16 protein-coding genes and 1 pseudogene are annotated in these 21,922 nt (G+C 65.3%); 13 read left to right on the top strand and 4 right to left on the bottom strand.

What is annotated here, in order from left to right; all coding sequences use genetic code 11:
* The first annotated feature begins 44 nt into the window (after window positions 1–44).
* Entirely contained in the window at window positions 45–263 is a 219-nt protein-coding gene (gene infA / locus AC5P7F_RS18185; RefSeq protein WP_005409596.1) for a translation initiation factor IF-1, read from the top strand.
* A 55-nt stretch (window positions 264–318) separates the two neighbouring features.
* Here the strand turns inward: infA and AC5P7F_RS18180 are convergent, their stop codons facing one another.
* Window positions 319–480, bottom strand: a complete 162-nt coding sequence (locus AC5P7F_RS18180) for a hypothetical protein (RefSeq protein ID WP_162292851.1) — start codon at window positions 478–480, stop codon at window positions 319–321.
* Here AC5P7F_RS18180 and AC5P7F_RS18175 point away from each other — a divergent pair.
* On the top strand, window positions 473–847 hold the full coding sequence (locus AC5P7F_RS18175) for a hypothetical protein (RefSeq protein ID WP_229767389.1): 375 nt from the start codon (window positions 473–475) through the stop codon (window positions 845–847). The two genes, AC5P7F_RS18180 and AC5P7F_RS18175, sit on opposite strands and share 8 nt — an antisense overlap.
* Window positions 848–919: 72 nt before the next feature.
* Here AC5P7F_RS18175 and clpA read toward each other — a convergent pair whose 3' ends face one another.
* Window positions 920–3,205 (bottom strand): ATP-dependent Clp protease ATP-binding subunit ClpA, encoded by a 2,286-nt coding sequence (gene clpA / locus AC5P7F_RS18170; protein ID WP_014647082.1) that lies wholly within the window; start codon window positions 3,203–3,205, stop codon window positions 920–922.
* Window positions 3,206–3,343: 138 nt separating this feature from the next.
* Between clpA and AC5P7F_RS18165 the strand changes: the two are divergent.
* Window positions 3,344–4,156 (top strand): annotated as a pseudogene (locus tag AC5P7F_RS18165) (APH(6) family putative aminoglycoside O-phosphotransferase).
* A 160-nt stretch (window positions 4,157–4,316) separates the two neighbouring features.
* Here the strand turns inward: AC5P7F_RS18165 and clpS are convergent.
* Window positions 4,317–4,643, bottom strand: a complete 327-nt coding sequence (gene clpS, locus AC5P7F_RS18160) for an ATP-dependent Clp protease adapter ClpS (RefSeq protein WP_005416477.1) — start codon at window positions 4,641–4,643, stop codon at window positions 4,317–4,319.
* A 112-nt stretch (window positions 4,644–4,755) separates the two neighbouring features.
* On the opposite strand from clpS, the gene AC5P7F_RS18155 reads away from it, so the two are divergent.
* From AC5P7F_RS18155 to AC5P7F_RS18120, 8 genes are all read left to right on the top strand, one after another.
* Window positions 4,756–5,229 carry a hypothetical protein gene (locus AC5P7F_RS18155; protein WP_164076837.1) on the top strand — a complete coding sequence of 158 codons (474 nt, stop codon included), beginning with the start codon at window positions 4,756–4,758 and terminating at the stop codon, window positions 5,227–5,229.
* 1 nt (window position 5,230) lies between these two features.
* Complete coding sequence (locus AC5P7F_RS18150; RefSeq protein WP_014647078.1) at window positions 5,231–5,692, top strand: NUDIX hydrolase; 462 nt, start codon at window positions 5,231–5,233, stop codon at window positions 5,690–5,692.
* On the top strand, window positions 5,689–6,831 hold the full coding sequence (gene mnmA, locus AC5P7F_RS18145; protein WP_049403980.1) for a tRNA 2-thiouridine(34) synthase MnmA: 1,143 nt from the start codon (window positions 5,689–5,691) through the stop codon (window positions 6,829–6,831). The genes AC5P7F_RS18150 and mnmA overlap by 4 nt, the downstream gene beginning before the upstream one ends.
* Complete coding sequence (hflD, locus tag AC5P7F_RS18140) at window positions 6,828–7,442, top strand: high frequency lysogenization protein HflD (RefSeq protein ID WP_032961893.1); 615 nt, start codon at window positions 6,828–6,830, stop codon at window positions 7,440–7,442. Before mnmA ends, hflD begins: the two co-directional genes overlap by 4 nt.
* A gap of 218 nt (window positions 7,443–7,660) precedes the next feature.
* Entirely contained in the window at window positions 7,661–8,851 is a 1,191-nt protein-coding gene (locus AC5P7F_RS18135; protein ID WP_005416472.1) for a methyl-accepting chemotaxis protein, read from the top strand.
* Window positions 8,852–8,949: 98 nt separating this feature from the next.
* Window positions 8,950–9,171, top strand: coding sequence for a hypothetical protein (locus tag AC5P7F_RS18130; protein WP_164076835.1), 222 nt, complete (start codon window positions 8,950–8,952; stop codon window positions 9,169–9,171).
* A 112-nt stretch (window positions 9,172–9,283) separates the two neighbouring features.
* Window positions 9,284–14,179: a PDDEXK-like endonuclease domain-containing protein gene (locus AC5P7F_RS18125; protein WP_164076834.1), complete on the top strand. Its 4,896-nt coding sequence runs from the start codon at window positions 9,284–9,286 to the stop codon at window positions 14,177–14,179.
* Window positions 14,180–14,292: 113 nt separating this feature from the next.
* Complete coding sequence (locus AC5P7F_RS18120) at window positions 14,293–14,799, top strand: hypothetical protein (protein ID WP_164076833.1); 507 nt, start codon at window positions 14,293–14,295, stop codon at window positions 14,797–14,799.
* 124 nt (window positions 14,800–14,923) lie between these two features.
* Here AC5P7F_RS18120 and AC5P7F_RS18115 read toward each other — a convergent pair whose 3' ends face one another.
* Window positions 14,924–17,683, bottom strand: coding sequence for a bifunctional diguanylate cyclase/phosphodiesterase (locus tag AC5P7F_RS18115; RefSeq protein WP_134808847.1), 2,760 nt, complete (start codon window positions 17,681–17,683; stop codon window positions 14,924–14,926).
* A 130-nt stretch (window positions 17,684–17,813) separates the two neighbouring features.
* Between AC5P7F_RS18115 and AC5P7F_RS18110 the strand changes: the two genes are divergently transcribed.
* Window positions 17,814–19,916 (top strand): PAS domain S-box protein, encoded by a 2,103-nt coding sequence (locus AC5P7F_RS18110; RefSeq protein WP_164076832.1) that lies wholly within the window; start codon window positions 17,814–17,816, stop codon window positions 19,914–19,916.
* Window positions 19,917–19,920: 4 nt separating this feature from the next.
* Window positions 19,921–21,693: an EAL domain-containing protein gene (locus tag AC5P7F_RS18105; protein ID WP_014647070.1), complete on the top strand. Its 1,773-nt coding sequence runs from the start codon at window positions 19,921–19,923 to the stop codon at window positions 21,691–21,693.
* Window positions 21,694–21,922: the final 229 nt, after the last annotated feature.

Here is a 21,922-nt window from a genome sequence, read left to right as displayed (position 1 = left end):
GCCTTAGGCCCAGCGTGGCCGTTTTCTGAACCGCACAGGACTACATGTCGAAAGACGATTCCATCGAGTTCGAGGGCACCGTCAGCGAGACGCTGCCGAACACCACTTTCCGCGTTCGCCTGGAAAATGGGCACGAAATCATCGCCCACATTTCCGGCCGCATGCGCAAGAACTACATCCGCATCCTCACCGGTGACCGGGTCAAGGTTGAAATGACCCCGTACGACCTGACCAAGGGTCGTATCACCTACCGCATGAAGTAAGCGGTCGGCGCGTTGCGCCACTTCGACAAGGCCAGCCCTGGTTGCTGGCCTTTTGTCATGGGTGCAATCCGGCCCTGCCGGAGGTCATCGTGACCGAACGCACCGTGGCGTCGGTCAGCCCTGCTTGCGGCAGATTCGCATCTTCATCCGTGGCGGCATCGTGGGACCCGATCCAGTCCGGATCGCCATTCCCCTGCCCCGCCATGAACATGCTCACGTTGACCGCCCTGCTCGTCGCCGTTGCCGCGTCCGCCAGCGCATCGCCTGTGCGCGCCGCCGAGCCCCCTTCCACGGCCAGTGACTGCATCCAGCTGGGCAGCGACCAGCAGATCGTGCGCGCCGGCGTTTCGCGAAACATCCTGCTGCGCAATGGCCAGGACCACTATGTCGTGCACTTCCAGAACGACTGCTCCACTGCCGGCTACTCGCGGAAACTGAGCTTCATCACCGAAGGCCAGCAGGGCCTGCTGTGCAGCGCCGGCCGCAGCCAGCTGCGCACCGATGCCGACCACTGCCGGGTGGCGCAGATCGAACCGATCGACGAAGCCACCTTCCAGAAGAAGGCCCGCCAGCGCGGCCGTTGATGGCACACATGACAAGGGCGGCCGAAGCCGCCCTTGTCATTTCAGGTCCGCCGGGCCAGGCCCGGCGTCAGCTCACTCCACCGTGACCGGCAGCAGGCGCTCCGGCTCGGCCTGGGTCTCGACGACCAGCTCGTCGTCGCGGACATCGATGTTCACCTTGCCGCCGTTGACCAGTTTGCCGAACAGCAGCTCGTCGGCCAGAGGACGCTTGATCTTGTCCTGGATCACGCGGGCCATCGGGCGCGCACCCATCAGCGGGTCGAAGCCGTGGTGGGCCAGCCAGTCGCGCGCGGTCGGCGTGGCCGACAGGCTGACGTGCTTGTCCTGCAGCAGCATCTCCAGCTCGATCAGGAACTTGTCGACCACGCGCAGGATGTGCTCGAAGCCCAACGCCTGGAACTGCACCACCGCATCAAGTCGGTTGCGGAATTCCGGGGTGAAGCTGCGGCGGATGGTCTCCATCGCGTCGGTGGCATGGTCCTGCTTGGTGAAGCCGATCGAGCGCCGCGAGGCCTGCGCCGCGCCGGCATTGGTGGTCATCACCAGCACCACGTTCTTGAAGTTGGCCTCACGCCCGTTGGTATCGGTCAGCACGCCGCGGTCCATCACCTGCAACAGGATGTTGAAGATGTCCGGGTGCGCCTTTTCGATTTCGTCCAGCAGTAGCACGCAGTGCGGCGTCTTGACGATCTTTTCGGTCAGCAGGCCGCCCTGGTCGAAGCCGACATAGCCCGGAGGGGCACCGATCAGGCGGCTGATCGAATGCGGCTCCATGTACTCGGACATGTCGAAGCGGACCAGCTCGATGCCCAGCTGCAGCGCCAGCTGCTTGGTCACCTCGGTCTTGCCGACACCGGTCGGGCCGGCGAACAGGAAGTTGCCGATCGGCTTTTCCGGATTGCCCAGGCCCGAGCGGGCCAGCTTGATCGCCGAGGACAGCGTCTCGATGGCCGGGTCCTGGCCGAAGATCACCATCTTCAGGTTGCGCTCCAGGTGCTGCAGCACATCCTTGTCGGTGGCACTGACCTGCTTGGTCGGGATGCGCGCCATCTTGGCCACGATCGCCTCCACTTCCTCGACGTCGATCAGCTCCTTGCGCTGGCCTTCCGGCAGCAGCCGCTGGCGGGCACCGGCCTCGTCGATCACGTCGATGGCCTTGTCCGGAAGCAGGCGGTCGCCGATGTGCTTCACCGACAGATCCACCGCCGCCTGCAGCGCTTCGTCCGAATAGGTCACGCCGTGGTGCAGCTCGTACTTGGACTTCAGGCCCTGCAGGATCTCGTAGGTCTCGCCCACGGTCGGCTCGACGATGTCGATCTTCTGGAAGCGGCGGGCCAGCGCCCGGTCCTTCTCGAAGATGCCGCGGTACTCCTGGAAGGTGGTCGAGCCGATGCAGCGCAGCTCGCCGGAGGCCAGCGCCGGCTTGATCAGGTTGGACGCATCCATGGTGCCACCCGAGGCCGAACCGGCACCGATGATGGTATGGATCTCGTCGATGAAGAGCACCGCATTGGGGACCTTCTTCAGTGCGGTCAGCACGCTCTTCAGGCGCTTCTCGAAGTCGCCGCGGTACTTGGTGCCAGCCACCAGCGCGCCCAGGTCGAGCGAGTAGATCACCGCGTCGGCCAGCACGTCGGGCACCGAGCCCTCGACGATGCGGCGGGCCAGGCCCTCGGCAATCGCGGTCTTGCCCACGCCGGCCTCGCCCACGTACAGCGGGTTGTTCTTGCGGCGGCGGCACAGGACCTGGATGGTGCGCTCGATCTCGTCGGCACGGCCGACCAGCGGATCGATGCGGCCGGACCGCGCCTGTTCGTTGAGGTTGCTGGCGAACTCGGTCAGGGCATCACCCTTCGGCTCGCCCTCCCCGCCTTCGATGCGGCCTTCGCCATCGGAGGAGGAGGACGGCTGCTCGCCTTCCTCGCCCAGCTTGGCGATGCCATGGGACAGGTAATTGACCACGTCCAGACGGGTCACGTCCTGCTGGTTGAGGTAATAGACGGCATGGGAGTCCTTTTCGCCGAAGATGGCGACCAGCACGTTGGCGCCGGTGACCTCCTTCTTGCCCGAGGACTGCACGTGGTACACGGCCCGCTGCAGCACGCGCTGGAAGCCCAGGGTCGGCTGGGTATCACGGCCGTCATCTTCGGCCAGGCGGGACACGGAAGCCTCGATGGCCTGCTCCAGCTCCTGGCGCAGGCGTTCGGCGTCGGCACCACAGGCCTTCAGTACGGCCTGGGCGGACGGGTTGTCGAGCAGTGCCAACAGCAGGTGTTCGACCGTCATGAATTCATGCCGGGCCTCACGGGCGCGCTTGTAGCACTGGCCGATGGTGTGTTCGAGGTCTTTGCTGAACATGGATTACTCCGGCGGCAGATGGGGACAATATGCGGCCTGACTACGCGATTTCCATCACCCTAGCGGATTGCTGCGTTCAGATGGCGTTAGCAGTGCAGATCGCTTGATCTTCATTCACTCCAGGACAGCCCACCCAGCATGAGCGAACCCTACCTGAGCCGCTGGCGATTGCGGCGTGATGGCGCGGCCATCGAGACGCCCCACGCCCAGCTCTGGCCGGTGCTGACCGCCGACGGCGAACTGGCGATGCTGAAGGTCAGCAGCGAAACCGAGGAGCAGAACGGCCATCGCCTGCTGCGCTGGTGGGACGGCGATGGTGCCGCCCGCCTGCTGGCCCACGAGGGGCCGGCGATCCTGATCGAGCGTGCCGGCGGCGATTCGCTGCGGCAACGTTCGATCGAGGGCGACGATGACGCCTAGACCACGATCCTGTGCCAGGTCCTGCGGCAGCTGCACCGGCCACGGAGCGCGCCACCAGCGGAACTGGTCTGCCTGCGTACATGGTTCGCCGACCTGCTGCAGCCAAGGGCCGCGCTGCCGCCACTGCTGGAACAGTGCAGATCACTGGCGGAGCGGGTCTTGCGGGAAGAACACGAGATCCGGCCGCTGCACGGCGACCTGCACCACGACAACGTGCTGGATTTCGGCACGCGTGGCTGGCTGGCGATCGACCCGAAGCGGCTGCTGGGCGACCGCGCGTTCGACTACACGACGATGTTCAGCAACCCGGACCTCTGTGGCCCGGGCATCCATGTGGCCACCCGGCCCGAGCGGTTTGCCGCCCGGCTGGAACAGGTCAGCGCGCTGGCTGGGCTGGAACGGGCGCGCCTGCTGCGCTGGATCGCCGCCAGCGCGGCACTGTCGGCCGTGTGGTTCCGGGACGACGGCGACCCCGCCGACATCGACGAGGCGGTGGCGCGGATGGCGCTGGAGGCGTTGGCGGAGGCGTGACCTCCGCGCGTGGTGGGCGCACTCCATCCGGGATCATTGCGCCGGGACGAAAAGCAGCCGAGCATGGGCTCGGCTCTACAGGTTTCTGCCTTGGTAGGTGCCCACCTTGGTGGGCCGCCGTGTTCGGAGTCGATGTACCCGGACGAGGATCGGCAGCCGGTCAGGCCTTTTCCATCGTGCACAGCAGCGGGTGCTGGTTCATCCGCGAATACTCGTTGACCTGGGCAACCTTGGTCTCGGCCACTTCGCGGGTGAACACCCCGCACACGCCGCGGCCGCGGGTATGGACGTGCAGCATCACCTGCGTGGCCTTGTCCAGGTCCATGCTGAAGAACTGCTGCAGCACATCCACCACGAAATCCATCGGGGTGTAGTCGTCGTTGAGCAGCATCACCTGATAGAACGGCGGCGGCGCCACTTCCGGGCGCGCGGGCTCCACGGCAACGCCGTGCTCGTGCTGGGAATCGGGGGAGGACTCATGGGGCATCCATCCATTATAGGGGTTGCACCGCGCCTGCGTCGGCCCGCCGCGGATTGGACGGCACGCACGCCCCCCGTCACAATTGCACCTTCTTTCAACATCGCTTCACAGGATCTTCATGAAAAGGACCCTTCTCTCCGCCCTGCTGATCACCCTGGCTGCTGCCGGTTCTGCCGCCGCCGCGACCAGCGCCGACAAGTCCGTGGCCCGCCACCTGGACAAGCTGGGCTATACCTACGAAGTCGACGAGGATGGCGACTACCGCATGGTCTTCGACGTCGAGGGCGACCGCACCCAGATGGTCTACGTGCGCTCGGCGGTGGAAGACTTCGGCAGCCACAACATCCGCGAGATCTGGTCACCGGCCTACAGCGCCAAGACCAAGCAGTTCCCGGCGGCCGTGGCCAACCGCCTGCTGGAAGATTCGCAGGACGCCAAGATGGGCGGCTGGGTAAAGCAGGACACCACCGCCATGTTTGTGGTGAAGATCGACGCCGATGCCACCGCCGACCAGCTCAGCGACGCCATCGATGCGGCCATCCGCACCGCCGACGCGATGGAGCTGGAACTGACCAAGAAGGACGAGTTCTGAGTTGAACGCCACGCCGGACCCGCGCTGGGCACCGCACGCCACCGTTGCCACCGTGGTGATAGACGGCGGCCGCGTGCTGCTGGTCGAGGAGACCATTGACGGCCGCCAGGTGCTGAACCAGCCGGCCGGCCACCTCGAGCCGGGCGAAAGCCTGGCCGAGGCCGCCCTGCGCGAGACCCGCGAGGAAACCGGCTGGACGGTGCAGCTGACCCACTTCATTGGCTGCTACCAGTGGACTGCCGGCGACGGCACGGCCTTCCTGCGCTTCTGCTACGCGGCGCGCCCGGTTTCGCACGACCCGGCGCAGCCGCTGGACACCGGCATCGACCGCGCGCTGTGGCTGACCCCGGCCGAGCTGCAGGCCGCCGGCGAGCGCCAGCGCAGCCCGCTGGTGTGGCAGGTGGTGGCGGATTACCTGGGTGGCCAGCGCCACCCGCTTTCGCTGGTCCGGGAGGTCGCATGAGCACTCCGCGTGTGATGGTGGGCGTCTCCGGCGGCGTCGATTCCTCGGTCGCCGCCTGGCGCCTGGTACAGCAGGGCGAGGCCGTGGCCGGCCTGTTCATGCAGAACTGGGCCGACGATGGCAGCGGTGATTGCCGTGCCGAGGATGACCGTCGCGACGCGGTGGCCGTGTGCGGCCTGCTGGGCATCCCGTTCCACTTCCGCGACTTCTCCAGCGAGTACTGGCAGGGCGTGTTCGAGCACTTCCTGGCCGAGTACGCGGCCGGCCGCACCCCGAACCCGGACGTGCTGTGCAACCGTGAAGTGAAGTTCAAGCATTTCCTGGACGCCGCCCGCGAGCTGGGCGCCGAGCGCATCGCCACCGGCCATTACGCACGGGTGACCCAGCGCGGCCACCAGTGGCTGCTGCTGCGCGGCGCCGATCGATCCAAGGACCAGAGCTACTTCCTGCATCAACTGGGCCAGGAACAGCTGGCAGCCACCCTGTTCCCGATCGGCGACCTGGAAAAGAGCGACCTGCGCCGGATCGCGCGCGACGTCGGCCTGCCGACCCACGCCAAGAAGGACTCCACCGGCATCTGTTTCATCGGCGAGCGCGACTTCCGCGAATTCCTCGGCCGCTACCTGCCGGCCAAGCCCGGCCAGATCCTCGACCCGGCCGACGGCAGCGTGATTGCCGAACACCCGGGCGTGTTCTATTTCACCCTGGGCCAGCGCGAGGGCCTGAACATCGGCGGCGTGCGTGGCCGCCCGGCCGCGCCGTGGTACGTGGTTGGCAAGGATGTGGCCAGCAACGTGCTGTACGTGGACCAGGACCGCGACAGCAAGTGGATGCTGTCCGACCGCCTGCGTTCGGAAACCGCGCACTGGATCGCCGGCTCACCGCCGGCACGGCGCTTCGAATGCACCGCCCAGACCCGCTACCGCCAGCCCGACGAGCCGTGTACGGTCCAGGTGCTGGACGATGGCAGCGTGCTGGTCACCTTTGCGCGCCCGCAGCGTGCCGTTACCCCCGGTCAATCGCTGGTGCTGTATGACGGTGATGTGTGCCTGGGCGGCGCGGTGATCGCCGCCACCGATGCGCCGCTGGAACAACGCCTGCGCACCACCCCCTCCCCTTTTGAGGTAATCGCTGCATGAGTTTCACTGTCGACGACCGCGTCCTGGCCTTGGCCGGCATTGCCCAGGCCCTGCAGCAGGTGCGCCGCATCGCCGATACCGGCCATTCCGACGCCGCCGCCGTGCGCACCGCCGTGGACAGCGTGTTCCGCGTCGATGCGTCCTCGCCGCAGGCGGTGTTCGGTGACCGTCATGCACTGAAGTCCGGCCTGCGCCTGCTGCACAACTACTTCCGCAGCCAGGGCCAGGACCCGATCCTGCCCAAGCTGGCCCTGTCGGTGCTGCAGCTGGAGCGCCGCTTCGTGCAGGATGGGGCGACCGTGAACAAGGTCGCCTCGGGCATCGAGCGCGCCCAGCGCCAGGCCACCGAACTGGGCGACAGTGGCCACCCGGACGTACTGGCCAACCTCGGCGGCCTGTATGCCGACACCATCAGCCACCTGAAACCGCGGGTGATGGTGCAGGGCAACCCGCACTACCTGGGCCAGGCCGGCGTGGTGGCGGAGATCCGTGCCCTGCTGCTGGCCGCGGTGCGTTCGGCGGTGTTGTGGCGCCAGCTGGGCGGCAGCTACTGGGACTTCCTGTTCAGCCGCAAGGCGATGATCGAGGCCGTGGACCGCCTGCTGGCCTGAGGGTGTGGGGTCAGAGCCCTTTTCCATGGAAAAGGGATCCGACCCCGTTGCGCCTGCCCAAGGGGTCGGATCCCTTTCCGGCACGGAAAGGGCTCTGACCCCGAGGCCGCCAAGGCGCCGGAAAACCGGCGCATTCAGAATGCACTTCGAGGCACATCGACGTTAAAGAGAAAGGGGGTACGGCCGATACATCCTCCGTGCACCTCCCGAGAACGTCCATGTACTCACGCATTTTCATCCGTCTGGCCGCCCCCTTGGCTCTGACCCTGCTGCTCCCCTTCGCCATCGGTTTCGAATGGCCGGCCGCCCTGCGCTGGGCGATCCTGACCACGATGACGCTGAGCTGGCTCGGCTTTGCGTGGTGGACCACCCGCGCCCAGGCACATCGTTCCCCCGAGCACGCCCGTGTCCTGCGCGAACAGGACCAGCTGCTGACCGAGCTGCGCAACTTCGTCGGCAACGAGATCGACGGTTCGCGTGGCGAAGTGGAACGCGCCCGTGACCTGATCCGCCAGGCCGTCTCCAGCCTGGGCGGCAGCTTCGATGCCATGAACCGCAAGTCGCGCCAGCAGAGCCAGGCCCTGTCGCGCATCGTCGACCGCGCCGGTGATGAAGGCAATGCCGGCCTCGACGTTGCCCGTTTCGCCCAGCACGCCAGCCACCGCATGGAACAGCTGGTGGAAGCGCTGGAGCAGGTGAGCGGCCAGAGCAGCACCACCGTGCAGCACATCGACCAGATGGCGCAGCACCTGGATGGCATCTTCGCGCTGCTGGAAGACGTCAAGTCGATCGCCGACCAGACCAACCTGCTGGCGCTGAATGCGGCCATCGAAGCGGCGCGTGCCGGTGAAGCCGGTCGTGGCTTCGCCGTGGTCGCCGACGAAGTGCGCAACCTGTCCGAGCGCTCGACCACCTTCAACGAGCAGATCCGCAAGCTGGCGCACAGCTCCAAGGACGCCATCGCCAAGGTGCGCGAGACGGTTTCGCACATGGCCTCGCGCGATATGGACCGCTCCCGCGAAGCCCGCCAGGAAGCAGCAGCGATGCTCGACAACGTCGCGCAGATCAACGCCTCGCTGGGCGACGGCATGCGCGAAGTGTCCGAGTGCGCCCGTGCGATCGATGGCAGCGTGGCCGAAGCCGTGCGTGCCCTGCAGTTCGAAGACATCGCCACCCAGGCGCTGGGCGGTGTGCACACCCACCTGGACCGCCTGACCGCGATCAACCGCGAAGCGGTGGCCCTGCAGGAACTGCTGCACCGCAATGGCGGCGTGTTCGACGAAGAGATCGCCACCGCCCTGCAGCGCACCGGCAACCGCCTGCGCGAACTGCGCAGCGAATGGGAACGCCCGCCGCACAAGCCGGTCGCCCAGCAGAGCATGGGCGCCGGCACCGTCGAGCTGTTCTGATCCTGATGTCCGCTGCCCTCGCAGGCAGCCCGCAAGGCCCCGGTTCGTCCGGGGCCTTTGCCTGTAACCCGCCATTGGATGCATCCTGTACGCGCACCATGACCCTGATCCGCGCCCTGCCCTCCCTCACCGATACCGAGCGCCCGCGCAACGCGAGCGTGCGTGAGCAGCTGCAGCGGCTGGAAGACGTGGCCCGCGAGGAACTGCTCGAACTGCAGCAGCTGGCCGATGCGCGCCCCGCCCCGTCACGGGCGGACGAGGCGCTGCTGGGACTGGCGTGGGACCTCGGGCTGGATGGCGAGGCGTTGAAACATCCTTGACGGGCGCCCCGGCCCGCCGACTGCGACGACTCAACCGCGCTAGAATCGTCCTTGATCGATTGAATCCGCCACCGGAACGTGGGGGTCTCGCACAAGGAGCTGCAACCGGGTCATGAGCACACGGCCGTTCTTCAATGTCAGCACGCAGGAATTGGAGCTTCTGTTCCAGACTGCGGCCAGCAAGCAGGACCGGCGCATGCTGGAAGGCCTTGCAGCTGAACTCGCACATCGGGAGATGCCCCGAGCTGTGCTACTCCGAAGCAGAATCAATAATCTACTGAAGTCTCCGCGTCGCACCCTTGACCCTTCAGACCTGGAGGGTGACGACCCTGCGTCGTCGCCAGAGCGCGACGCACCTGCCGAAATTCCGCGGGCACAGAGCCTGCATTCGCCCACCGAACAGACTCGACAGAAAATGACCGAACCTCACATTCTTGAGCGCCTGAAAGGACTGCTGGAGTACGTAAGGCAGACGGCGAGTCTTCGCGGGCGACCTTCCCGGCAAGTTGAACAGCACAATAACTTCAAGGCGCATGAATACGAGCTCCAGGGGCTGCCTGGCGTCCAATTCGACGTAGGAACTGACGACGATGATGTCTGGCTGCGTGTGGATCGACTACAGGAAAGCGCACCGCCAGCACCGTCAACTCGGTTGCTCTCCGCACTGATTGCCCAATCCAACCAGCCGACTCGCGAGCCTGGGTTGGTCAGCCATGCTACTCGTGATGAGCTGAGCCTCTTGGGAGCTGAACTCCCCCCCCTTGTCGAAGGCACTGATCCCGAAAGCCCTGTGCCGATCGATGCACTGTCCCTGACGGTTCAGCTGCAAGAGGAATTGAATGTCTACGTCCTTCAGTTATGGCAACCGTGGGCTGTCAAAGAAAGGGAAGTTCGCAAGACGATTGCCAAGTATGCCGAGCTTTTTTCCAGCTATCAGATGCTGCGGGGCAACGTGGTCGACTCCCCCCTGGAAATGGTGATGGGCGTAGGTATCTCCGTATGGGACCTGCCCGACGGGAAGCTGACGTACCCCTTGATCACCAAGCTGGTGGAGCTCTCCATTGATGAGCGTACTCACGCCATCGAGGTTCGACCGCGCTCGCCAGACCCACGGCTGGAGCTGGACGTGTATACCGCGCTTGACAATCCAGGCGTGGCCGAAGTTGCCCGTGCGGGCAAGGAGCATTTCGCCCGAACGGAATGGCACATCAGTCCATTCACACCAAGCAGTTTCGAACCAGTTTTGAAAGTGGCCGCATCGTTGCTGGACAGCAAGGGAACATACTGGCCCTCCCAGACGATGCCCCATGACCGACAGGTACCCAAGGCAGGCGAACACCTGAGGGTGACCGATACTTGGGTACTCTTCGCACGCCCTCGAACGTCCAGTCTTTTCATTCAGGATCTTGAGCGCTTTGAGAACCTGATCGACTCTGGTGTGAATCTAGAGGGGCTGTCACGGGCAACGTGGGCACTCTTGAACGATCCCTCGCAGCACCTGCATGAACCTCCGCCCATGAACTATCGCGGCCTGTCGCACATCGACAGGAAGGCCGGCACGGCGGCGAAGGCAAAAGACCTGTTCTTCCCGATGCCCTACAACGATGAGCAAGTGCAGATTGTCCACATGCTCGATCATCAAGACGGTGTCGTCGTCCAGGGGCCACCGGGGACTGGCAAAACCCACACCATTGCGAACGTGATTTCGCACTACCTTGCCCTTGGCAAGCGGGTTCTGGTCACGTCGATGAAAGACCCAGCACTGGCTGTGCTGCAGGAAAAGCTGCCCGAGGATATCCGTCCGCTTGCCATCAGCCTGCTGAGCAGCGAAGCCGACGGCATGAAACAGTTCGAACATGCAATCCGCCATATCGCTGGAGAAATCACGCGATTGAGCAAAAGCGACATGCGCGAGCAGGTACGTCAGTTTGAGCAACGCATCGACACCCTGCATGGACAGGTTGCGTCAACCGAAGCCCGAATCGCGCATTGGGCGCGAATTAACCTGGAACCGGTAATTGTAGATGGCGTTGCCCTCCAGCCGTTGGACATCGCCAAGGAAGTTGCAACGAACACTGAGGACGTCGAACTCATTCGCGACGTGCTGACGGTGGCAGAAATCCATTCGCCCCAGTTCGACAATACTGACATCTCATCACTCCGCAGCGCCCGAATGGCGCTTGGCGAAGACCTTGCGCTACTGAATGATCGTCTCCCTTCCGTGGACGGCTTCCCAGAAGCTGGAGAGCTCCGGCAGGCACACCTGGACCTTGGTAGGCTTGCTGAAATCAACGAGCAAATCGCGGCTGCCAGGCTGCCTGCACTGCGGGACATGCAGCAAGCGACCATCGAAGAGGCCATTCAATCTCACGCCCGCATAGGCGCATTGAGGCGCGTTCGAACAAGCCTCGACGAGTCTGGGCTCGTGTGGCTGCCCGCTCTGGAGCAACGAATCCGCCTTGCTGGGCCGCAAGACGCCGTCAGCAAGCTACTTGCAGAGCTGCGAAGTGAGATCGGTGAATTACTGGCGTATCGCTCCCGCTTCCTATCCCGACCGGTAACGCTACCGGACGGGATGGGCGACGACCCTGATATGACCGACGCCTTGGACAACCTCTCACAAGGTAGAAAGCCGTTCGGCCTGGCGGGGTTCTTTGGCAAGACCCAAGAGAAGAAGCAACTCGATCAAGTGCGTGTACTCGCGTCACCACCAGCGTCAGCCGAAGACTGGGCCCACGTACTCGAGTACCGGCGCTTCCAGCAAAAGTGCAACGAAGTTGTTGTCCGATGGAATGCCCTGTCCCCGGAGATGTCCCTCCCAATTCTCGAATCAGCGTCGGCGCTCGTGGAGCGGGGACCCGGTCATCTTGCCGTTCTGAACAATCTTCAGATTGTCCTCCGGGAAGAGAAGGCGATTCTGGCAATGCTGTCAGTGCTCCTGCCCACATGGAAAGAAGGTACGAACACACCCTACTCCGCGCAGCAGCTTGACCAAGCTCTGGAAATTCTGGATCACAATCTCACGCGCAATCGACTCGAGGCGACTTGGGAAATCAAATCCTCTTTCCAGAGAGCGATGGTCGACGCGAAGGGAACCCTTCCCGAATCCATCGAGGCGTTTCTGAATCGCGCATTGGGCGACGCGAAAATTTCCGATAGCTCACTCATGGCCGAGTGGAGCGAACTGATGCTCGAGCTCAGACGTCAGCATTCAATGCGGCCGCAGCTGCAGATCGTTCGAGACGTCACCAACTTAATCGAAAAATCCGGAGCTCCCAAATGGGCACAATCACTTCGTTCAGAGGCCGCGTCCGCAGCTCTCGACAAGCTACTGCCTGACAACTGGAAGGATTGTTGGAGACATCGTCGCCTACTGACACTTGTCGAATCAATGGACGGTCGTGAGGAGCTGACCCGTTTGTCGCGTCAGCGCAACGAACTGGAGTCAGACCTATCCTCCTTGTACCAGCAAGCAGTGACCACCCGAACCTGGCTGCAGATGACTGAGAAGGCGACCCCGGCGGTACGTTCCGCACTCGAAGCATATCGCGTAGCTGTTTCCCGCATTGGCAAAGGAACCGGCGTGCGAGCTCCGCGATTCCGCCGGGATGCCAGAGATGCTGCGGAACAGGCCAGTCCCGCTATCCCCTGCTGGATCATGCCGCACTACCGCGTGAGCGAATCTCTGCCCGTTTCACTTGGCGAGTTCGATCTGGTCATTATCGACGAGGCATCGCAGTCTGATCTAACGGCATTGCCTGCCTTGCTGCGTGCAAAGAAGGTACTGATCGTAGGGGACGACCAGCAGGTCTCGCCGGAAGGTGTCGGTTTGGAGGAGGAGAAGATCCGAAGCCTGATGGGTCAACTCCTTGGAAATCAAGTTGGCCTGTATCGCCCACAGATGTCGCCGGACAAGTCGGTCTATGACCTCTTCAAGGTAGTCTTCGCGCAGGGACAGATCATGCTCCGCGAGCATTTTCGCTGTGTTGGACCCATCATCGAGTACTCCAAACGGGAGTTTTACAACCATCAACTCCGCCCACTGCGCATGCCACGCACTTCTGAGCGACTTGATCCACCATTGATCGATGTCCACGTACTGGATGGCCAGCGCGGCAATGGCAAGACGAACGAGGGCGAAGCGCGCTTCATCCTCGAGGAAATTCAACGCATCGTCTCAGATCCACAGATGCGCCACCGTAGCATCGGCGTTGTGTCTCTGATCGGAAGTGAGCAAGCTCAGCTCGTGTGGGACAAGATTTCACGAACACTGGGGGAGGAGGTGATTCAGCGTCACCAGATTGCCTTCGGTGATGCACGCACCTTCCAGGGAAAGGAGCGCGACATCATGTTCCTTTCCATGATCGTATCGGGCAGTGCCCAGGCATCTTCTCAAGAGATGTTCCGCCAGCGTTACAATGTGGCAGCATCACGCGCGCGCGACCGGATGTATCTGGTCCGCAGCATCAGAGCGGAGGAGCTGAGCCCAGCGGACAAGCTTCGGGCGGGTTTGCTCCAGCACTTCCAATCGCCCTACTCACAGGACGAAGCCGCGGTGGCAGATCTGCGCATGCTCTGCGAGTCACCCTTCGAACGTGAGATGTTCGATGAGCTGGTCTCACGCGGCTACCGCGTACAACCACAGGTCAAAGTCGGAAGCTACCGTATCGACATGGTGGTCGAGGGCGACAAGGATGCCCGACTGGCTATCGAGTGCGATGGGGATCGCTACCATGGCCCCGATCAATGGGAACAGGATATGCGCCGCCAACGCGTCCTGGAGCGAGCCGGATGGAACTTCTGGCGCTGCTTCGCATCGAACTTTGTCCTACATCGGGATGCACTGCTCGCGGACTTGGTCAACGCCCTCAAAGGCCGAGGAATAGAACCTCTGGGTGCTCAAGGCGCGAGCGTAAGCAATCACTGCTTGCATCGCACCTATGAGGCATTTCCTTCGACCGTCCCACATTCGGAGCACGAGAAGGATGCTGCTGCCGAGAGTTCATAGATCGACCCGTTGATTCTCTGACGATTTGCTGAACAAGTGAATCGCCACAAGATGCGACTGCTGGAGCCCCGACCGGCATGGCATGATCCCCCGGTCCCGTTCATGGAAGACCGATGGCCATCGCCCTCATCGCAGTGCTCCTGTTCGAAGCCGTCCTTCTGATGGCCTGGGTGGCCGGCTATTTCAGCTGGGGCATCACCCTGTTCAACGAACGCATCGCGGCGTCACCGGCCATGCAGGCCCGGCTCTCGCTGGGCAGCCTGGAACGTGACCTGCCGCAGGACAGATGGCTGCAACTGGCCTTCCATGCGCTGCCCGATGGCAGCATGGCGTTCCGCGAGAGCTTCGCACCGAGCTTCGGCCTGCGCTACTTCCCGGTGATGCGTGGACGCATCGTTCTCAACGCGCGACGGCACGAGGTGCGGGTGATCGGCCTGTGCAGCTGGTTCGTGGCAATCCTGTCGCTGCTGCTGTTGCCACTGGTGGCGATGCGCCCGATGGTGGCACCGATGCTGCTGGTGCTGCCGCTGTTCCTGGCCAGCTATCTAGTCCAGAAGCGGCGCTATGCGGCCATCGTCGAGGCCCTGCGCATGCAGTTGAAGGCGGAGTTTCCCAGGTAGTTCCACGCCATGCGTGGATGATCGCGAGCGCCAGGGCATCCGTGCCGACCAACGGTCGGCACCCACCAGAGCTGGGCGCACCAGAGTCAGGCCACACCGCGCCGGCATCCGCCAGCGCAGAACCTCAGCGCACCAGCACCGCTTCGCCGCTGGCGTCGGTGCGCATCGGCGCCGGGCGCTGCTGGCGCAGCCACTGCGCCAGATCACGCGGGCTGAGCGGGCGCGAGTACAGGTAGCCCTGGATCTCGTCGCAGCCCTGGCGGCGCAGCATGTCTTCTTCCTGGTGGGTTTCCACGCCTTCGGCCACCACCTTCATGCCCAGCGCGTGGCCCAGGTGGACGATGGCCTGGGTGACTTCGGCCGTGCCCGAATCATGCAGCATGCCCTGCACGAAACTGCGATCGATCTTCAGGCGCCCCACCGGGAAGCGATTGAGGTAATTGAGGTTGGAGAAGCCGGTGCCGAAGTCATCCACCGCCAGCGGCACCCCGTGCCGTTCCAGCACGTCGAAGCAATGGCGCAGGATGTCGGTATCACGGATCAGCGCCGACTCGGTCAGCTCCAGTTCCAGCCGTTGCGGCGGCCAGCCATGGGCATGGCAGATCTCGATCACGCGCTCGGCGAAGCCGCGATCACGCAGCTGCACCGCCGACACGTTGACCGCGATGCGATCAAAGTGCAGTCCGGCACGGTCCCAGGCGGTCGCCTGGCGGCAGGCCTCGTTCAGCACCCAGTCGCCGATGCGCACGATCTCGCCGCACTTTTCGGCAATGGGAATGAACTCGGCCGGGCTGCAGTAGCCGATGCCGGGGCGGTGCCAGCGCAACAGTGCCTCGATCGCCGGTGGCTCGCCGTGGTGGGCGTGCAGCAGCGGCTGGTAGGCCAGGCTGAACTCGTCGCGCTCGATCGCCCCATGCAGGGCATGCTCGACGTCCAGCCGGCGCTGGATGCGGGCCAGGGCGTCCTGGCTGTAGTACTGGTAGGTGTTGCGCCCGGCTTCCTTGGCCGCATACATCGCGGCGTCGGCCGCGCGCAGCAGTGAGTCGAAATCGGTCTGCGCATCGCCCAGCATCGCGATGCCGACGCTGGCGCCGACTTTCAACGTGGTCTCACCACGGCGCAGCGGCTCAGCCAGCGAGGCAATCAGCTTGCGGGCGACATGACCGGCATCTTCCGGCTCGGCCAGATCGCGCAGCACCACGATGAACTCATCGCCACTGAAGCGGCCGAACAGGTCGTTGTTGCGCAGGTTCTGGTGCAGGCGGGTGGCTGCGGCCTTCAGCAGCGCATCGCCGGTGGCGTGGCCGAAGCTGTCGTTGATGGTCTTGAAGCCGTCCAGGTCGATGAACAGCATGGCCAGCGAGGTACCGCGGTCGCGTGCTTCCTCGATGGCTTCGGCGGTCTGTTCGCCGAGCAGTACGCGATTGGGCAGGCCGGTCAGCAGGTCGTAGTGGGCCAGCAGTTCGATGCGCTCGTTGGCTTCGCGCTCGCGGGTGATGTCACGGAACAGGACAACGAACCGCGGCGGCAGGCCGTCACGGCGGTCCAGTTCGATCAGCACCTGCACCCAGACGCGCAGGCCGGACTGGCGGTAGAAGCACAGGTCCAGCTGCTCGGGCAGGCCGCCGTTGGCGATACGGGCGAGCGCCGCCTCGAACGCGTTGCGCGAGTCCTCCGTGTACAGCGCCAGCGCCTGGTCGAGGGTGATCGGTTCCTTGCGCAGGCCATGGATGCGGTAGCACTCCTCGGTCCATTGCATGCTGCGGGTCTGCACTTCGATCTCGCAGCCGCCGATGCGGCCCAGCGCGGAGACCCGGTTCAGCAGTTCGGTGCGCCAGCGGATCAACGCATCGGTCTGGTGCTGTTCGGTGATGTTCTGTACCTGGCCGAGCAGGCGCTTGGGTTGCCCGTCCATGTCCAGCAGCGGCTGCATCCATAGCCGCAGGTGCTGCGAAGGCTCATGGCCGCGGGTCAGCTCCAGCTCGAGGTTGGCAGCGCGGCCATCGCGCCACAACCGCCGCCATGCCGCGCGCAGCGCGCCGCGGGAGCGTGGATGCAGCTGCTTCAGCCACCGCCGCTGGCCCGGAACGGCGCCCTGCTCCAGTGCCAGCAGCGAACGCAGTTCCGGCGACCACCAGAAATGCCCGCTGTTGGGATCAAACGACCAGCTGCCCATGCTGGCGATGCGCTGGGCCTCGCTCAGGTGCAGCTGCTGTTCCTGCAGCAGCGATTCGAGCTGCTTCTGCTGCTCGATATCGGTATGCGTGCCGACCATGCGCAGGGGCTGGCCATCGGCGGTGCGAGCGACCACGCGGCCGCGATCGAGCACCCAACGCCACTGGCCATCGGCCTGGCGGAAACGGAACTGTGCGCTGTACTGCTCGCTGTGCCCGCGCAGGTGCTCGTCGAGCGCGGCGCGCACCTGGGCGATGTCCTCGCCGTGCACGCGAGATAGCAATTCAGTGGCGGTCTCGTCGCCCAGCGCCGGCGTGCGCGCCACCCGGTCACTGGGGATGTCCCAGTCCCACAGGCTGTGGCCGGCGCTGTCCAGTGCCAGCTCCCAGCGCCCGCCCGCATCGACCGGCACCGGCTCGGGAATGCTCAGGGTGAACGCCAGCAGGTTGCCGGCACCGTCGTGCACCGCACGCAGGTGACCGTCGTAGTGCCCCCGCGGGCCGCCCGGCAGCGTGCAGGCAACGATGCCACCATCGGCGGCCATCAGGCGCAGATCTTCCAGCATCGGCGCATAGGCCGCCACGGTGGCCGGCAGGCCATGCTCGCGCGCGGCCGGATTGGCCGCCAGCGGGCGCCCGGCACGGTCGACGATGACCAGCGCCGACGCAAGCGGGTGCTGCAGCAGGCTGGCGATGATCCCTTGGTCCACGCGATCTTGCTCCGGATGACACGCCCGTCAGCGGGGCACGCAGTGGTTAACGGCGCCTGCGGCGGATAATTGAGTGGTCACGGCACGCTGCGGGGTAAGATGACCGGCGCCCCTGTCACCCGCCCCGTCCATGCCCGCAGAACCGACCGGCAACGCCCCAGTTCCCGACCCGCGGATGGCGCAGGCGCTGAGCCGTGACCGGCGCCGGGTGGTGCTGAGCTACCTGGTGATGGCGCTGGCCTGGATGATCTCCACCGACAGCGTGGTGCAGGCGCTGGTGCCCGATCCGCAGCAGGCGGCCCTGTGGCAGGGCCTGAAGGGCTCGTTCTTCGCGCTGGCCAGCGCGGGCCTGCTCTATCTGCTGCTGCGCCCGCTGGCCGAACACGTGCTGCATACCCATGCGCGCCAGCAGGCCTCCGAGCTGCGCCTGCGGCAGATGTTCGAGGGCAACCCCGGGCCGATCCTCGTCTACGACCTGGACACGCTGGCGATCCTCGATGCCAACCCCGCCGCCTGCAGCGCCTTCGGCTGGGACCGCGACGAGCTGCTGGAACAGACCATCGACGCCTTGTGGCCGCCGGGCCAGGACCAGGCCCTGCAGACCAAGCTGGAGGCGATCCGCGAGGCGCCCGAGGAGCTGTGCATCCTGCGCGCTCAGCTGCAGCTGCGCGATGGCGCGCTGCGGCAGATGGAGCTGCGCTCCAACGCCATCAGCTACGACGGCCACAACGCCCGCCTGCTGATCGCCATCGACCGCACCGCCGAGGATCTGGCCCAGCTGCGCCGCGACCAGGCATTGGCCCGGGTGGAGGAAGCCCATGAGCTGGCCCGCATCGGCGCCTGGGAACTGGACCCGTCCACCGGGCTGGGCCGCTATTCCAACCAGGTCTATCGCCTGCTCGGCCGCCGCCCGCCCGAGGCCCGGCGCTGGCACCGCTTCGATGAGCTGCTGGTGCCGGCCGACCCGGCCACCGCCACCCAGACCGAACAGCTGCTGGCCGAACTGTGCTCCGGCGAGCCGGTACAGGTGGACGTGCTGCTGCCGCTGCTGTCGATGGACGGCCGTGCATTGATGGTGCACCTGCGGGCGGCCAGCGGTATCGACGAAGCCGGCCGCAGCCGCGTGCTGGGCACGCTGCAGGACGTGACCGAGCGCGAGCAGTCGCGGCGCCTGCTGCGCGAGCGCGAGGAACAGTTCCGCGAGCTGGTGCGGGTGCTGCCCGACGGCGTGGTGATCCTCTCCGACGAGCACGTGCTGTACGCCAACGCCTGGGCCGCCGGACTGTTCGGCTACGGCAGCCACACCCTGCTGGGCGAGCCGCTGTCGGCACTGGTCGCTGCCGCCGACCTGCCACGGGTGCGCAGCCAGCTGCGCGCCGGCCAGCCACACCTGGGGCCGGGCCACAGCAGCGTGGTGGCCATGCAGCGTGCCGACGGCCGCAGCTTCCATGCCGGCCTGGCGGTGGGCGAAGTGCGCTACGGCGGTCGTGACTGCAAGCTGCTGATCGTACGCGACCTGAGCGATTCCGAACGCACCCGCAGGGCGCTGGAAACCAGCAATCGCGAGCTGCAGGCGATGGCCGGGCGGCTGTTCTCGCTGCAGGAGGACGAGCGTCGCGCGATCTCGCGCGACCTGCACGATGACATCGGCCAGGCCATTACCGCGATCAAGCTGTCGGCGCATGCGGCGCAGGATGAGGACGATCCGAAGCGTCGTGGCGAGGACCTGGCGCAGATCGTCAGCCTGGCCGACACCACCGTGGCCAAGCTGCGCGACATCTCCACCCTGCTGCGCCCGCCGCAGCTGGATGCACTGGGCCTGGAGGCGGCGCTGAGCTGGCAGGCGCGGGTGCTGTTCCGCTCTTCGCCGGTGGAGCTGCTGGCCGAGATCGAGCCGCTGCCGCACCGCCCCGACAACAGCATCGAACAGGCCTGCTTCCGCATCGCACAGGAAAGCCTGACCAATGCGCTGCGCCATGCGCGCGCCAGCCAGGTCCTGCTGCAGCTGCGCGACGTCAGCCAGCGTGGCCTGCACCTGCAGATCCGCGATGATGGTGAAGGCTTCGATCCGGACGGCCCGCGCGGCCTCGGCCTGATCGTGATGCGCGAGCGCGCGCAGAGCGTCGGTGGCCACGTGCGGATCGAATCCGCGCATGGCGCGGGCACCCTGATCGACGTCCACCTCCCCTACCAGGCGACCAGCATGGCCGCCGTCGATTCGCCGGAATACTGAGCCTATGTGGAATCCCAACCTGCCCCCGGTCAGCATCGATGATGCCCCCGACCGCCTTGGCGCCGGCAACCCCGAGCTGCAGGCGATGGTTGCCGAGGCGGCCTCCGGCGGCATTGCGCTGATGCTGATGCACGTGGACATCGACCACTTCGCATCGGTCAACGAGAACATGAGTGCCGAAGTGGGCGATCAGGCGCTGGTACTGGTGGCGCAGCGCCTGCAGTCCTACCTGCGCGGGCGTGGCAAGCTGTGGCGGCATGGCAGCGACGAGTTCCTGATCGCGGTGCCCCGCACCGCGGACCTGCCGCTGCCGGAGGACTTCGCTGAAGAGATCCGCCAGCAGATGGAACTGCCGCTGTCGGTGCTTCCATACACGCTGTTCATGACCGGCAAGCTGGGCGTGAGCCTGTGCCCGGAACATGCCAGCAGCGCCTCGCGCCTGCTCGACCATGCCGAAGATGCGCTGTACCAGGCCGCCCGCGAAGGCGGCAATGCCGTGCGCATCCATGCCGTGGATACCCCGCCGAGCGCGCACAGCGAGAGCATCATCGCGCGCCAGATCGTCGATGCCATTCCCAATGGCGAGCTGAAGCTGCGTTACCAGCCGCTGGTGAGCGCCCGCGACGGCCACGTGGTCGGCATGGAAGCGCTGCTGCGCTGGCAGTCGCCGACCCTGGGCATGCTGGTGCCGGAGCGCTTCATGCGCACCGCCGAGCGCCTGGGCATCATCGTGCAGATCGGCACCTGGGTGCTGGAAGGCGCATTGAAGCAGGCGCGGTTGTGGCGCGACCAGGGCTTTGATGACTTCACCATCGCGGTGAACGTGTCCACCCTGCAGCTGCTGCGGCCGAACTTCTTCGCCGAGGTGATGTCCCTGCTGCAGGCCGCGGGCGTGCCGGCGCACATGCTGACGCTGGAGATCAACGAGAGCGCGCTGACCAACAACGTCAATTTCGTCCATGAAACGCTGGCCAACCTGCGCAACGAAGGCATCAGCCTGAGCCTGGACAACTTCGGCACCGGCGATTCCAGCCTCAGCGCGCTGGTGCGCTACCCGGTGGACAAGCTGAAGATCGACCGCAGCTTCATCAAGAGCGCACCGGCTGGCAATCGCGAAGCAGCCATTGCCCGCGCGATCATTGCCATGGGCCACCAGCTGGGCATGACCGTGATTGCCAACGGCGTGGAATCGCAGGCCCAACTGGGCTTCCTGCGCCGCAACGACTGCGATGTGTTCCAGGGCTACCTGTTCGGCGAGCCGATGTCGGCCGATGCCGCCGGCATGACCCTGCGCCGGCGCTACCTGCGCCCGGAAGCCTTCGCCGAAACGCGCCCGGACCGCACGTTGCTGCTGCTGGATGACGAGGAGAACGTGCTGCGCTCGCTGGTGCGCCTGTTCCGCCGCGACGGCTACCGCATCCTGGCCGCTGGCAACGTGCGTGACGCCTTTGATCTGCTGGCGATCAACGACGTGCAGGTGATCCTGTCCGACCAGCGCATGAGCGACATGAGCGGCACCGAGTTCCTGGGCCGGGTGAAGATGCTGTACCCGGATACGATCCGCCTGGTGCTGTCGGGCTACACCGATCTGAACACGGTGACCGATGCGATCAACCGCGGCGCGATCTATCGCTTCCTGACCAAGCCGTGGAACGACGACGAGCTGCGCAAGCACATCCACCAGGCATTCCGCACGTACGAAGAACAGCGCCGTAGCAATGCCGGCCCGGCACCGGTGGAAACCGGGGATGGTGGCGAGGATCGGCCGCTGCGGTGATGATCGGGTAGAGCCGGCCGCTGGCCGGCTGCCTTGGGTGCCCGGCTTCAATGAGGTTGCCGGCCAGCGGCCGGCACTACCGTCGATTGGCCCCGGTAGAGCCGGCCGCTGGCCGGCTGCTCTGGGTGTCCGGTTCCAATGAGGTTGCCGGCCAGCGGCCGGCACTACCATCGATCGGCCCCGGTAGAGCCGGCCGCTGGCCGGCTGCCCTGGGTGCCCGGCTTCAATG

It is taken from the genome of Stenotrophomonas sp. YJH_SMC_105-26 (genome assembly GCF_059368915.1).
Note: the sequence above shows the minus strand (reverse complement) of the source record. Positions and strands in the feature narration are given on the sequence as shown.